This window comes from Pseudoclavibacter sp. VKM Ac-2888, from assembly GCF_015351285.1.
Taxonomy (GTDB): Bacteria; Actinomycetota; Actinomycetes; order Actinomycetales; family Microbacteriaceae; genus Pseudoclavibacter.
This window is the reverse complement of sequence record NZ_JADKSM010000002.1, coordinates 143,076-156,351: the sequence shown is the minus strand read 5'-3', so window position 1 is coordinate 156,351 and position 13,276 is coordinate 143,076. Positions and strand designations below refer to the sequence as shown.

Below are 13,276 nucleotides of genomic sequence, written 5' to 3'. Positions count from 1 at the left end.
CGTTCTCCACCTATGATTCGAGGCGTGCAGAGCATCCAGTGCCCCCGTTGCGCGTCGCTCGTCATGCTCGAGTCGCTGTCGTGCGACGCCTGCGCGACGCCGATCGCCTTCCACGACGAGACGCAGGTCTTCGTCGACGTCAGCGGCGGAGCCGTCCTCGTCGAGGGCAGGCTGTGGCGGGAATGCGGGAACCGGAGCTGGCGGTGCAACTGGCTCGTGGAGGACGGCATCGCGACCTCGTCATGCCTCTCCTGCAGGCTCGTTCGCAAGCGCCCTGAGTCCGACGACACCCTCGCGCTCGAGAAGCTCGCAGAGGCGAACGCGGACAGGCGGCGCCTGCTCGCGCAGTGCCTGCACCTGCGCCTCCCCATCGAGAGCTACGCGGAACGTGACGGGGGTCTCGGGTTCGACCTGCTCTCGAGCCGGAGCTCAGGCCAGCGAGTGTCGATCGGCCACGCGAACGGCATCATCACGATCGACCTGGCCGAGACCCTGGATGCGCACCGCGAAGCGCTCAGAGTGCGTCTGGGCGAGCCGTACCGTACCCTCCTCGGTCATTTCAGGCACGAGATCGGCCACTACTACCAGTCGATCCTGCTCGACGACGAGACGCTCCTCGACGAGTGCCGAGAGCTGTTCGGGGACGAGCGCGCGAGCTACCGGGAGGCGCTCGAACGCCACTACCGCCTGGGCGCCCCCGAGGGCTGGTCGGCGTCGTACATCTCCGAGTACGCGACGATGCACCCCTGGGAGGACTTCGCCGAGACCTTCGCGCACTACCTGCACATCCTCGGATCGCTCTGGACGGCCGCCGCCTCGAACGTGGTGCTGCAGCCGGAGACGACCCCGCTCCTCGACTACACGGAGGAGCCCATCGAGCGGGTGCTCGCCGACTGGCACGAGGTCTCGCTGCTCCTGAACCGCTTGAGCAGAGCGATGGGCCAGAACGACCTCTATCCGTTCGTGCTGAACGCTCCAACCGAGGTGAAGCTCGGCTTCATGCACCGGATCGTGACGCGGATCACTCGCCGCTCGGCCACGACGAGCTGAGCGGAAGCGCCGCCGGGTTCGTGCGCTGCACGATCTCCGTCAGCACTCGCTTCGTCTGCTTCTCCCCCACCCACAGGTGCCGACCGTCGTCGACGGGCACGAGCTCGAGGTTCGGGAGGTGCGCGATACGCTGCGCCGCCTCGTCGGGCTTGAGGAAGTCGTCGTGCTCTGGCACGACCATGACGACCGGGATGCGCGCGTCCGCCCAGCGGTCGAGCTCGGCTTGGCTCGTGCGCCGCAGGGGCGGGGACAGCAGGATGAGGCCCTTGACGTCCGCGTGCTCGTGGCCGTGCTTGAGCGCGAGCTCGGTGCCGAACGACCAGCCGACCAGCCACGGGTTCGGCAGTCGGCGTTCGCGGACGAACGCCATGGCGGCTTCGACATCGGCGCGCTCGGTCTCTCCGTCACCGAACTCACCGTCGCTCGTGCCTCGCGGAGAGCTCGTGCCTCGCGTGTTGAAGCGAAGCACAGCCAGGTCCGCCTGCGCGGGCAGACGCAGCGATGCCTTGCGCAGCACGTGCGAGTCCATGAACCCGCCAGCGGTGGGCAGGGGGTGCAGGGTGACCAGTGTCGCGACCGGCTCACGGTGGAGGGGCAGCGCCAGCTCCCCGACGAGGGTCAGGCCGTCGCTCGTGTGCAGCTCGATCTCCTCGCGGCGAGCTGGCAGCTCCGTTCCGCTCCGGATCTCGATGGACTCGCCAGCTTCTCCGGCCGTCGATGCGTCGGTCATGCCATCCTCCAACAGTGGTTGTGCCAGTGGCGGCGGGCCGCCAAGGCGTGCTCGTCTCCGAGGATGCCCTCGGCCCGCCAGACGACGACGTGCGCGACTCCCGCCTCGACGGCATTGGGGCAGCCAGGACACACGTAGTCCTTGACCGCCCGGACCGCCGAGATCGGCTGCACGGTGTAGGAGACGCCGCGGCGCACCTCCGTGCGGCGCCAGCCCTCGCGGAGACGCTCCAGCTCGTCGGCCTGGTCGCCAGCGCGGTCGGCGGCGGCCTGCTGCCGCTTCGCCGCGCGACCGCCCTTCGTCCTCGGGGACGGATCACCGCTTGGACGGCGGGATCGGTTCGAGCGGGGCATGACCACCATTCTAGGAAGCTCGTGGGAACCGAGCTGACAGACGACGCCGCGTGACCCTGAGGTCACGCGGCGTCGTGTGGCTGAGCCCAGCGGGCTCGAGGAGAAGTGGATCAGTACCAGTTGTTGGCTTCCGAGTGCGCCCACGCGCCGCACGGAGTGCCGTAGCGGCCCTTGATGTAGTCGATGCCCCAGCGGATCTGCGTCTCGGGGTTCGTGCGCCAGTCAGAGCCGTGCGTGGCCATCTTGCTGCCGGGAAGCGACTGTGGGATGCCGTAGGCGCCGGACGAGGGGTTCTCGGCCGCCGCGTTCCAGCCGGACTCGCGCTGCCAGAGCTTCTCGAGGCAGGCGAACTCGCCGGTACCCCAGCCCATGGACGCGACGACATCGGCGGCAACCGCCTTCGACGTGCCCGGGTCGGGCGCGACGTAGTCGGGGCTGCTGTTCGACGACGACGAGGAGGAGGAGGAACTCGACTCCTTCTCGGTCGGTGTCGGAGTGGGGGTCGGCGTCGGGGTCGGCGTCGTCACGACGATGCCGGCCAGATCGTTGTCTCGCGGAGTCGCAGTCGGGGCGGCAGTGCCCTCATCTTCGACCGTTGCCTCGCCACTCGCCTCGACGGCGGAGACCAGGCTGACCTCGTATCCCTGGGCCCCCGCGGCAGTCAGGTCCGCGACGCTCGGCGCGATCGCAAGAGCTGGGGAGGCGCCGCCGGCGACACCCGCCTGCAGGATGGCCGTGAGCGCAAGGGCACCGACAGCGGTGCTCGCGGCGATGGGGACGATGATCTTCGCCCGTGAGCGTCGTGCGGCCGTCGGACGCGCTGCTCGCGTCGAGCCTGTGCGCTGCAACGTGGTCATTGATCTCCCGGGGTTGGAACTAGGGACTCCCCGAGGATAACGGAATGGTCACGGAATGGCAACGAAAACGGCATCAGTCGCCCGCCGACTGCCGCAGCCATTCGCCCCGGACGTCTGACCGGACTCCCGGTCAGTAGCAGCTCCACTGCCCCCAGCCGGCCTTCGCCTGCAGCATCTTGGCGCGCATTGTCTGCTCTTCCAGCGATGCGTCGGAGGGCAGGCCCGTCCCGCCGACGGACTGCCACGTGGGAAGCGAGAACTGGTACATGCCGTAGTAGCCGTTCCCAGTGTTGATCGAAGGGTTGCCACCGGACTCGCACTGCGCGATGCGGGCCAGCGTGGCGTCGATGCTCGGGTCCGAGGAGACGTCGGCCTCCTTGTACGAGGATCCCCCGGATGAGGAGTTCTTGCTCGAGTTCGAGGGGGCGGGCTCGGGCTCGGGCTCCGGCTCGGGCGTCGGCGTCGGCGTCGGCGTGACCACGACGATGCTGGCGATGTCACTCGTGCGGCTCGTGTCCGCCGGCACCGCATCCACTGCGGAGACGAGGCTCACGGCGTAGCCCTGCGCACCCGCGGCGGTCAACTCGTCCACGGACGCGACGGAGACGACTTCGCTCTCGCCCTGCCCCTGGACCCCCAGCTGGACGGTCGCAGTGACCGCGAGAGCAGCGATCGCCACTCCGGCCAGGGTCGGAACGATCACGCGGGCTCCCGCACGCCGGCGGAGGCCTGCGGGCCGTGAGGCCCGCGTCGAGCCGGTGCGGATGGCGGTGGTGGTCATGCGGGTACTCCCAGGTGGTTCGTGGTGGCGAGGTCTTCAGCCGAAGGTGACGCTGCGGTCGTGGGCAGCGGGTCCGAGGTCAATAGGAGCCGTTGTGCTGGTTCCAGGCGGCGCACGGGGTGCCCCACGCTCGGTCGATGTAGTCGATCCCCCACTTGATCTGCGTCAGCGGGTTCGTCTTCCAGTCGGCGCCCATCGTGGCGAGCTTCTCAGCGGGCCACGACTGCGGGATGCCGTACGCACCGGAATCGGCGTTCTCGGCCAGGTAGTTCCAGCCGGATTCCTTCATCCACAGCTTGTCGAGGCAGGACATCTGGTCGGCACCCCAGCCGTACTGGGTCTTGACCATCTCCTCGGTGATCTTCTTGAGCGAGGCAGGGTCGGTCGGCACCACGTCGATGCTGACGCTCGAGCCCCGGTCGTCGATGGTGGTCCCCTGCGAGCTCTCCCCCGAGACGGCGAGGACCGCGTACGCCTGCGCCTGCTCCTGCGACAGCTCCTGGATGCTCGGGCTCAGCGACGCGTCGGCCGAGGCTGTGGCCCCGGCACCCGTGAGGGTGGTCACTGCGATGGCCCCGGCTGCGACGACGCCGAGCGCCGATGAGCCGAAGATCGCGGCGCGGCGCTTGGCGCGAGTCTTGCGACGCTGGCGTGCACGCTCTCCGCGAGTTGCAGTGGTTTCCGGCATGGAGCTCCAACCGATGGGCCGAGGGGACCACGCAATCGTAACGGGGAGGTCACGATTTGACAACGCTCAGGCTCAGCTGAGGTGGCAGGTGTACCTAACGAATGGCGAGCATGACGTCGATGACGGCGTCGATGAGCAGGTCGACTTGCGTCTCCTTGTAGCCGTGGCGCTTCGGCGTGAACGCGACACCGCGGACCTCGCGGAGCGACATGGCGGTTCCACCGCGCAGGAAGTCAGCGAGCCTGCTGGAGAACTCGTCGACCTCCTTGACGTCGTATCCACGCTGCAGGACGGAGACGCGATCGAAGCGCTCGCCGTCTTCGCGACGGAGCCGAGCGAGGACCGCCCGGGCCGTCGTCTTCGTCTCGCGCAGGAAGACATCACGGCCGACCCGGTCGATGTGCTCGTCGCGTTCGCGGATGGCGACGGCGTCCTCGAGGCGCTCGAGCGCGGCATCGACGTGCGGGGCGGAGTACCCGCCCTTGCGCATCGTGAACGCCGTGTGGCGGATGCTGCTCGTCGAGAGGCGCTTGCCCTGCGTGCCGTTGTCGAAGTTGTCGTAACGCTGCCGGGCGACGCGGAATGCACGGTCGACCTCTTCGGCGTCGTAGCCGAGGGTGCCACGAGATGCCAGAGGGAATGAAGTGCTGCTCACGCGGTCCATTCTGCCGCATCACGAGCGAACATGTCGCACGGCTCCCCGGTGGGGCATCACCAGAGCGTCGAGTCTGCGCTCCAGAAGTACAGCGCGAAGGCCATCGCTCCCGACGGCAGGATCGAGTCGATGCGGTCGAAGAACCCACCGTGCCCGGGCAGCCAGGAGCTCATGTCCTTGATCTTGAGGTCGCGCTTGATCATCGACTCGGTCAGGTCGCCGGCCGTGGCGGTGATGAGCAGCAGGGGCCCCATGATCAGGCCGAACCACCAGTCCTGGTCGAGGAGGAAGATGCTGACGAGGATGCCCACGACGATCGACGTGAGGCCGGCTCCTGCGAACCCCTCCCAGGTCTTGCCCGGGCTGATCTTCGGCGCGAGCTTGTGCTTGCCGAAGTTGAGGCCGAAGACGTAGGCACCCACGTCCACGGCCACGACGATGATGAGGAAGCCGAGCACCCACCACTGGCCGTCCTCCTGCGAGGTGAGGAGCACCGTGAACGAGCCGAGGTACGAGACGTAGATGAGGATGAGCGCGGCGGCCAGGAAGTCGGCCCAGACCGCCTTCCGCGGTGGCCGATCGGTGGACACCGAGGCTTCCACGAGCCGCCACACGGTCACGACGAAGACGCCGATCAGCAGCGCGAGCCACTGCCCGACGACGTCGAAGTAGTAGGCAACAGGTTGGATGGCGACGGCTGCGACGACTAGCGGAATGCGTGGCACGTCGCGCCCGGCACCGCGCATTGCGCTCGCGAGCTCGATCGTCGCGAAGATGACCATCGCGACCGCGAACGGGATGAAGAGCTGCTTGATGAAGATGAGGCTCGAGATGAGGAGCGCCCCGAGCACGACGCCGAAGAAGATCGCGAAGGACAGGTTGCGCCCACTGCGGGCGTTGATCGCGTCGTTGCGTGCCCGCAGCTTGTCGCGCTGCTCCCGCACCTGGGTCCGCGCCTGCTGCGCGCGCGATTCCAGGTCGTGAAGGATGTTCGTGCCGGTGTCACCAAGCCGCGATGGGCGGAGCGGGGTCAGGGGCGGCGCAGGAGCGCCGTCGCCCATGACCGGGAGATCGTCAGCAGCCGCGGGGGCTCCGGCCGCTGGTGTGCCGTCGCCCTCGCTGGCGGCGGGACCGAAGGCGCTCGGCGTCTCGCGCGCTTCGGACTCCGCCTCTGTCTCCCGGACCTCGCGGTCCAGGCGCTCGCCGGGGTCTGCCCCGTCACTCCCAGTCGTGGACACGAGCGACTAGACCTCGAGGAGCTCGGCTTCCTTGTGCTTGGAAGCCTCGTCGATGCGATCGATGTGCGCCTTCGTGAAGGTCTCGAGTTCCTTCTCGCCGCGAGCGATGTCGTCCTCGCCCACTTCGTCCTTCAGCGCTTCGAGGTCGGTCTTCGCCTTGCGACGGATGTTGCGGACGGCGACGCGCGCCTCCTCCGCCTTCGTCTGCACGAGCTTGACGTACTCCTTGCGGCGGTCGGCCGTGAGCTCCGGCATGACCACGCGAATGAGGTTGCCGTCGTTGCTTGGCGTGACCCCGAGGTTCGGCCGCGACACGATGGCCTTCTCGATCTCCTTGAGGGCCGACTTGTCGTAGGGCGTGATCACGAGAACACGAGCTTCGGGGACGGCGATCGACGCGAGCTGCTCGAGCGGCGTCGCGGTGCCGTAGTAGTCGACGGGGATCTTCGTGAAGAGCTGGGGGTTCGCCCGCCCCGTTCGCACCGTCGAGAAGTCTTCCTTCGCGTGGTCGACGGCCTTCGCCATCTTGTCTTTGGTCTCGGTGAGCACGTCGTTGATCACGGGGTGTCCTTTCCAGGGCGTTCTGCATCATCCTACCGAGATGGTCGGATGCGCACGCCACGCTCGAGGGCGCGGCGCACTGACGAAAATTGTCGCGGGGTGGCGGTTTCGGTGGGGCCCTCGACTAGTCGAGGCTCGACGTGACGAGCGTCCCGATGTCCTCGCCGAGGATGGCGCGGGCGATGTTGCCCTCTGGGCTCATGCCGAACACGCGCATGTCCATGCCGTTGTCCATGCAGAGGCTGAAGGCGGTCGAGTCGACGACCTTGAGGCCACGCTGGAGCGCGTCCTGGTAGGTGACCGAGTGCAGCAGCTCGGCGCTGGGGTCTTGGCGCGGGTCGGCGGTGTAGACGCCGTCGACACCGTTCTTCGCGACGAGCACCACGTCTGCTCCGACTTCGAGCGCACGCTGTGCGGCGACCGTGTCGGTCGAGAAGTACGGGAGGCCGGCGCCGGCGCCGAAGATGACGACGCGGCCCTTCTCCATGTGGCGCTTGGAGCGGAGCGGAATGTACGGCTCGGCGACCTGGCGCATCTCGATGGCGGACTGCACACGGGCGGGGGTGCCCGCCTGCTCGATGAAGTCCTGCAGCGCGAGGGCGTTCATGACGGTGCCGAGCATGCCCATGTAGTCGGCTCGCGCGCGGTCCATGCCGGCGTTCGCGAGCTGAGCGCCGCGGAAGAAGTTCCCTCCGCCGACGACGATGGCGACTTCCACGTCGCGTGCAGCAGCGGCGATCTCCTTGGAGATGCTCGTGAGCACCTCGGGATCGACACCCATCTTGCCTGCACCGAACGCTTCGCCAGAGAGTTTGAGGAGAACGCGTCTGCGCGGGGCCTGTGGTGACATTTGTGCTCCTTGTGGGATCGCTGATCGTCCACGAGCCTACCTTGCGCGGAGCGCGCACGAGTCTCAGCGGACCTCCTCGAGCGGGCTCCGGGGACACGAAACGGGGCCGGATGCTTGCGCATCCGGCCCCGAATTCGTGTGCGTCTGGCGTTAGGCGCCGACGCGGATGCGACCGAAGTCGACGACGTTGACGCCTGCGGCGTCAGCGATCTTCTTCACGGTCTGCTTGTTGTCGCGAGCGTAGTCCTGCTCGAGGAGCACGATCTGCTTGAAGAAGCCGGTCAGGCGTCCCTCGATGATCTTCGGAAGGGCTGCCTCTGGCTTGCCCTCGCTCCGAGAGATCTCCTCGACGATGACCCGCTCCTTGTCGATTGCCTCGGCAGGAACGTCCTCACGGGTGAGGTACTGCGGGTCGAACATCGCGATGTGCTGAGCGATGCCGCGAGCCGTAGCCGCGTCGTCGCCCTCGTACGCCACGACGACGCCGACCTGCGGTGGCAGGTCCTGCGAGGTGCGGTGCAGGTAGATCTCGAAGTTGGCGCCCTTGAGGAGGCTCACCTTGCGGAGTTCCATCTTCTCGCCCAGGATCGCGGCGACGCCATCGATGGTCTCCTTGACGGTCGTGCCGTCGACGGGGGCGGCAAGCGCCTCGTCGACGTTCGACGCGCCAGCGGCGGCCACAGCATCGAGCACCTTCTCGGAGAGTGCGATGAACTTGTCGCCCTTGGCAACGAAGTCGGTCTCGGTTGCGAGCTCGATGAGCGTCGCGGTGCCGTTTCCGTTGTCCTTCGCGGCGACGAGGCCTTCGCTGGTGGAACGGTCAGCGCGCTTCGCGTTGCCCTTCGCACCCTTGAGGCGGAGGATCTCGACGGCCTTTTCCTTGTCGCCGTCGGCCTCTTCGAGCGCCTTCTTCGTGTCGACCATGCCAGTACCGAGCTGCTCACGCAGCTCCTTGACATCAGCGAGGGTGAAGTTAGCCATGTGTGGGGTTCTCCCTAGTGCTTGAAGTTACTTGGACTCTTCGACGGCTTCGACAGCCTCGGCTGCTTCAGCAGGCTCGGCGGCCTCGGCAGGCTCAGCTGCCTCGACAGCCTCGGCCTCGGCAGGAGCCTCGGTCTCAGCAGGAGCCTCGACGACGGCCTCAGCGGCAGGAGCGTCGCCCTGCAGCAGGTCGTTCTCCCACTCAGCCAGCGGCTCGACCTCGGCCTGGCCTTCGGTCGGCTTCTGGTGGCGCTGGATCAGGCCCTCAGCTGCTGCGTCGGCGATGATGCGCGTCAGCAGCGCAACGGAGCGGATGGCGTCGTCGTTGCCCGGGATCGGGTAGTTGACGTCGTCCGGGTCGCAGTTCGTGTCGAGGATCGCGATGACCGGGATGCCGAGCTTCTTGGCCTCGTCGATCGCGAGGTGCTCCTTCTTGGTGTCGACAACCCAGAGCGCCGAAGGCGTCTTCGAGAGGTTGCGGATACCACCGAGCGACTTCTCGAGCTTGTCACGCTCGCGACGCTGGATGAGGAGTTCCTTCTTCGTGAAGCCGCGCGTCGTGTCGTCGAAGTCGACGAGGTCGAGCTCCTTGAGACGGTTGAGGCGCTTCTGGACGGTGCCGAAGTTCGTGAGGAGGCCACCGAGCCAGCGCTGGTTCACGTAGGGCTGGCCCACGCGGGTCGCCTGCTCGGAGATGGACTCCTGAGCCTGCTTCTTGGTGCCGACGAAGAGGATGGTGCCGCCGTGTGCGACGGTCTCCTTGACGAAGTCGAAAGCAGCATCGATGTAGCCCAGCGACTGCTGGAGGTCGATGATGTAGATGCCGGACCGCTCGGTGAAGATGAATCGCTTCATCTTCGGGTTCCAGCGACGGGTCTGGTGCCCGAAGTGCACGCCGCTGTCGAGCAGCTGGCGGATGGTGACGACTGCCATGGTCGTTCTCCCTATTCGAATGCGCATTCCTGCGCGCGGTTGTTCTCTGCGACCGGCGGCCGCACAGCCTGGTGCCCAGCGCGCATCCGCTCTCGCACCGAAGTGCTGGAGACCGATGGATGCACGCCTCGATGGGCACGCGAAGTCAGCCCGCATGGCGGGCTGCTGGCGTCAGTCTACACAGGAGCGGTGGCGCAGGGAACCGGTGCATGGACTCAGGTGCAGCCGAGCCTGTGGACAGGCGTCCTCCACACCTCGTGGTCGTCTGCCGCAGGGGCCCGCTCACCGGGCACCACGATGACACCATGCACCGCACCCCGGAGTCCCCAGCGTCCCTCGTCCGCCCCCGGCGCGGTCTCGCGACGCTCATTCTCCTCCTGCTCATGGCCAGCGCGACTCTGGGCGGCGCTCCGCACGCGGCCGGGGCTTCGAGCACGTGGAGCTGGCCCGTGGAAGCGCCTCCGAACGTCGCTCGTGGATTCGACCTCGCCGCCCGGTACGGGGCCGGCCACCGCGGCGTCGACATCTCCGCGGCACCGGGCGACGACGTCCGCTCCCCCGCCCCGGGAACCGTCACGTTCGCGGGCTTCGTCGTCGACCGACCGGTGCTCTCGATCCAGCATGCCGACGGCCTGCTCGCCAGCTACGAGCCGGTCGTCACACAGCTGAGACCGGGAGACGTCGTCTCCACCGGCCAGCGCATCGGAGAGCTGAGCATCGGGCATCGCCACACGCCCGAAGGGAACCTGCACCTCGGGGTTCGACGCGACAGCGCCTACCTCGACCCCGCCCCGCTGTTCGAGGTGCTGCGACCCCCCGCGGCCGTCCTGCTTCCCCTGTACCGATGAGCAACCGACGCTCGCCACGACCCACACCAGAAAGGCACCACATGTCTCCTCTCCACCAGCAGCGACCGCCCTCGCCCGCCGGGGCTGCCCATCGCACCGCGCACTCGCCATCGCGCTGGACCACTCGACTTCCTCGCGCCGCAGCTGGCCTCGTCATGCTCGCCATGACCGCGTCGTTCCTGCTCTTCTCCGGAGCGCAGACCGCGAGCGCAGCCGGCTACGGCCCCGGCTTCGACGACGCCCAGAACGGCGGACAGGGACGGATCGGGGCCTACAGCTTCGAGGGACGCAACGTCTACTGCCTGCAGCCCTGGCTGCCCCGCCCGCTCGATGAGACGACGAAGGGAAGCGTCGTCGATGGCGAGCAGTTCCAGATGAGCGACGACGACACAGCCCGCGTGAACTGGGCCATCTCGACCCACGGGCAGTCCGCGGACCCGACGGTGACCAGCGCCGTCGCCATGTTCGTCTGGTCGCTCGCGGCCCCCGAAAGCTACTCGGGCCATGCGGTGAGCGGAGACGAGCACTACCTCGGACGTGTGCCCGAGGAGAAGCGGGCAGACGTCGGCAGCACCCTCGCGGCCATTCGCGCGGATGCGGCGAAGGTCGGCGCCAGCGCGCCGGTCGACCTCAAGGGCAGCCTTGCGTTCACGACCGACGGGGCAGATGCGAGAACGGGCACCGTCACCCTGGCAACGGAGGTACCCGGAGCCACGGGAACAGTGGTGCTGAGCGGCGCCACCTTCGTCGCCACCGGCGCCGAGACCTCGACGATTCGAGGCGGAGAATCGGCTCCGATCGTGGTCAGCCCCGCGGCCCTCGACCGCGGGCCCGTCACGGTGAGCGGCAGCGCGAGCGTCACCTCTCCGTCTGTGCCCTGGGCCGCGAAGATCCTCGTCCTGCACACGCCAGGCGCTCAGCTGCTCGGCGGAAGCGGCGGCACCTTGCCCGGGGAGTTCACGGCCGTCGGCCAGGACCGAGCGCCTCGGGTGCCCGTCGCGACGCCGACCCCAACACCCACACCAGCCCCGACGGCCACGCCGACGCCGACCTCAACACCCAAGCCCACGCCGACGGCAACGGCAACGCACACCCCAACGACTCCGCCCACACCAATGGCAACCCGCACACCAACGGCCACGCCCACAGCCACACCGGTACCGAGCGTGACCCCGAGCGCTCCTCCCATCCCTGCGAGCTCTGCCCCGACGAGCCCGCCCGTCAGCGCCGCGCCGCCCACGGCTCCCGCGATGACGACGCCTCCGGGGAACACGAACCCACCTGAGAACTCGAACCCTCCGGAGAGCTCGAACCCTCCGGAGATCTCCAGGCCGAGCACGCCGCCCACGGCAACGCAGAGTGCCACCGCGTCGCCGCCGGCGTCCACGACGCCGGCACCCAGCGCGAAGGCGGGCACTCCAGCGCCGAGCACGGCGCCCGCGTCACCGCCGGCCGCCAGCTCGGCAGCCGCAGAATCATCGCCGTCGAGCTCGCCAGACGCCCTTGCCCAGACCGGGGCCGCAGGTATCGGCTGGCCCCTGCTCCTGGGCGCCGGAGCGCTTGTCATCGGCATCGGCGCGCTCGCCTGGGGACTGCTGAGTCGCCGACGCCAGGCCTGACCCGCCTCCACGCAGCGGAGCCAGATCCGCGAGGACGCAGGCACGCCTCGGCGGCCAGACCCGGCCGTCGAGGCGTGTCGGCCTGCCGGTGTGCTGGCCTGCCGGCCTGCATCGTCCAGCGTCCAGCGTCCAGCGTCCGGCCGTCCGGGGTCCAGCCAGATCGACCCCGGCTTCAGGCTCGGGGATGCGCCTGCAGGTACGACGCCTTCAGGCGCTCCGCGGAGACGTGGGTGTAGATCTGCGTCGTCCCCAGGTCGGAGTGGCCCAGGATCTCCTGGACGGCGCGGAGGTCCGCTCCCCCATCCAGCAGGTGCGTCGCCGCAGTATGGCGGAACGTGTGCGGCCCCGAAGGGCCACCGCCGGGCGCAGCTCCCAGAACCTCACGGGAGAGCGCGTACACGGTGCGGGCATCCAACCGCCCGCCGCGAGCACCGAGGAACAGCGCCTGCCCAGAACGCGGCTGCTCGAGGACCGGCCTGCCGACCTCGAGCCACCGCTCGACCGCCTTCGCAGCGTGCGCCCCGAACGGCACCACTCGCTCCTTGTCGCCCTTGCCGACGACCCTCACCACGCGCCGCCCCAGATCGACTGCCCCGACATCGAGCGAACAGCACTCCGAGACACGAATGCCCGACGCATACAGCAGCTCGATGATCGCGACATCGCGCTGCTCCACCGGATCGCCCGAGGACGCTCGCTCGGCGAGCGCGTCCAGGATCCCCCGCATTCCGTCAGCCGACACCACCCGCGGCAACGTCGACCCCGCCTTCGGGCTCTTCAGGCGCCGCGCCGAATCCGGGCCGCGGCCGGTCTCCTCGAGCCACGACGTGAACCCGCGAAACGAAGCCGCCATGCGGGCGATGCTCGACGCGGCCTTGCCCGCCTGCGTCTGCTGCCACAGCAGATCCCTGAAGACCTCCAAGCTGAGCGCACCCGGCCCATCGATCCCAGCGCGCTCGCAGGAGTCGAGCAGGATGCCGAGATCGCCCGCATAGGCCTGCGCAGTCCGCGGCGACAGCCCACGCTCGGAGCGCAGCGAGCGCAGGTAGGCGTCGACCGCGACCGAGAGCTCCTGCATGCCCACCATCGTAGGTCGCAACCCAGACACCACGGCCGCGGCGTGAACCAGCAG

General features: G+C 68.5%; 15 protein-coding genes. 3 read left to right on the top strand and 12 right to left on the bottom strand.

Annotated features, from left to right (window positions below; genetic code table 11):
• Positions 1–24: 24 nt before the first annotated feature.
• Positions 25–1,050, top strand: coding sequence for a zinc-binding metallopeptidase family protein (locus ITJ61_RS16180; protein WP_258063793.1), 1,026 nt, complete (start codon positions 25–27; stop codon positions 1,048–1,050).
• Here the strand turns inward: ITJ61_RS16180 and ITJ61_RS16175 are convergent.
• The 11 genes from ITJ61_RS16175 to rpsB form a co-directional block, all read right to left on the bottom strand.
• Entirely contained in the window at positions 1,022–1,780 is a 759-nt protein-coding gene (locus ITJ61_RS16175) for an alpha/beta hydrolase (protein ID WP_194686841.1), read from the bottom strand. The two genes, ITJ61_RS16180 and ITJ61_RS16175, sit on opposite strands and share 29 nt — an antisense overlap.
• Complete coding sequence (locus ITJ61_RS16170; RefSeq protein ID WP_104240783.1) at positions 1,777–2,133, bottom strand: hypothetical protein; 357 nt, start codon at positions 2,131–2,133, stop codon at positions 1,777–1,779. Before ITJ61_RS16170 ends, ITJ61_RS16175 begins: the two co-directional genes overlap by 4 nt.
• Positions 2,134–2,243: 110 nt before the next feature.
• Entirely contained in the window at positions 2,244–2,990 is a 747-nt protein-coding gene (locus ITJ61_RS19975) for a transglycosylase SLT domain-containing protein (RefSeq protein WP_219820185.1), read from the bottom strand.
• Between the two features lie 130 nt (positions 2,991–3,120).
• Positions 3,121–3,771, bottom strand: a complete 651-nt coding sequence (locus tag ITJ61_RS20155; RefSeq protein ID WP_267238108.1) for a transglycosylase family protein — start codon at positions 3,769–3,771, stop codon at positions 3,121–3,123.
• 79 nt (positions 3,772–3,850) lie between these two features.
• The gene (locus ITJ61_RS20400; protein ID WP_104240691.1) at positions 3,851–4,459 is read right to left on the bottom strand and encodes a hypothetical protein; all 609 of its coding nucleotides are present in this window, start codon (positions 4,457–4,459) and stop codon (positions 3,851–3,853) included.
• A gap of 94 nt (positions 4,460–4,553) precedes the next feature.
• Entirely contained in the window at positions 4,554–5,114 is a 561-nt protein-coding gene (locus ITJ61_RS16150) for a DivIVA domain-containing protein (RefSeq protein WP_374953083.1), read from the bottom strand.
• Between the two features lie 56 nt (positions 5,115–5,170).
• The gene (locus ITJ61_RS16145; RefSeq protein ID WP_258067516.1) at positions 5,171–6,352 is read right to left on the bottom strand and encodes a phosphatidate cytidylyltransferase; all 1,182 of its coding nucleotides are present in this window, start codon (positions 6,350–6,352) and stop codon (positions 5,171–5,173) included.
• 6 nt (positions 6,353–6,358) lie between these two features.
• The gene (frr, locus tag ITJ61_RS16140; RefSeq protein ID WP_104240689.1) at positions 6,359–6,913 is read right to left on the bottom strand and encodes a ribosome recycling factor; all 555 of its coding nucleotides are present in this window, start codon (positions 6,911–6,913) and stop codon (positions 6,359–6,361) included.
• A gap of 124 nt (positions 6,914–7,037) precedes the next feature.
• Positions 7,038–7,763: a UMP kinase gene (pyrH, locus tag ITJ61_RS16135; protein ID WP_104240688.1), complete on the bottom strand. Its 726-nt coding sequence runs from the start codon at positions 7,761–7,763 to the stop codon at positions 7,038–7,040.
• Between the two features lie 150 nt (positions 7,764–7,913).
• Positions 7,914–8,744, bottom strand: coding sequence for a translation elongation factor Ts (tsf, locus tag ITJ61_RS16130; protein ID WP_104240687.1), 831 nt, complete (start codon positions 8,742–8,744; stop codon positions 7,914–7,916).
• A gap of 27 nt (positions 8,745–8,771) precedes the next feature.
• The gene (gene rpsB, locus ITJ61_RS16125) at positions 8,772–9,677 is read right to left on the bottom strand and encodes a 30S ribosomal protein S2 (RefSeq protein ID WP_104298832.1); all 906 of its coding nucleotides are present in this window, start codon (positions 9,675–9,677) and stop codon (positions 8,772–8,774) included.
• 305 nt (positions 9,678–9,982) lie between these two features.
• On the opposite strand from rpsB, the gene ITJ61_RS16120 reads away from it, so the two are divergent.
• The gene (locus ITJ61_RS16120) at positions 9,983–10,525 is read left to right on the top strand and encodes a murein hydrolase activator EnvC family protein (RefSeq protein WP_194686840.1); all 543 of its coding nucleotides are present in this window, start codon (positions 9,983–9,985) and stop codon (positions 10,523–10,525) included.
• Between the two features lie 41 nt (positions 10,526–10,566).
• Positions 10,567–12,144, top strand: coding sequence for a hypothetical protein (locus ITJ61_RS16115; protein WP_194686839.1), 1,578 nt, complete (start codon positions 10,567–10,569; stop codon positions 12,142–12,144).
• 172 nt (positions 12,145–12,316) lie between these two features.
• Here ITJ61_RS16115 and ITJ61_RS16110 read toward each other — a convergent pair whose 3' ends face one another.
• Positions 12,317–13,222 (bottom strand): tyrosine recombinase XerC, encoded by a 906-nt coding sequence (locus tag ITJ61_RS16110; protein WP_104240683.1) that lies wholly within the window; start codon positions 13,220–13,222, stop codon positions 12,317–12,319.
• Positions 13,223–13,276 lie beyond the last annotated feature (54 nt).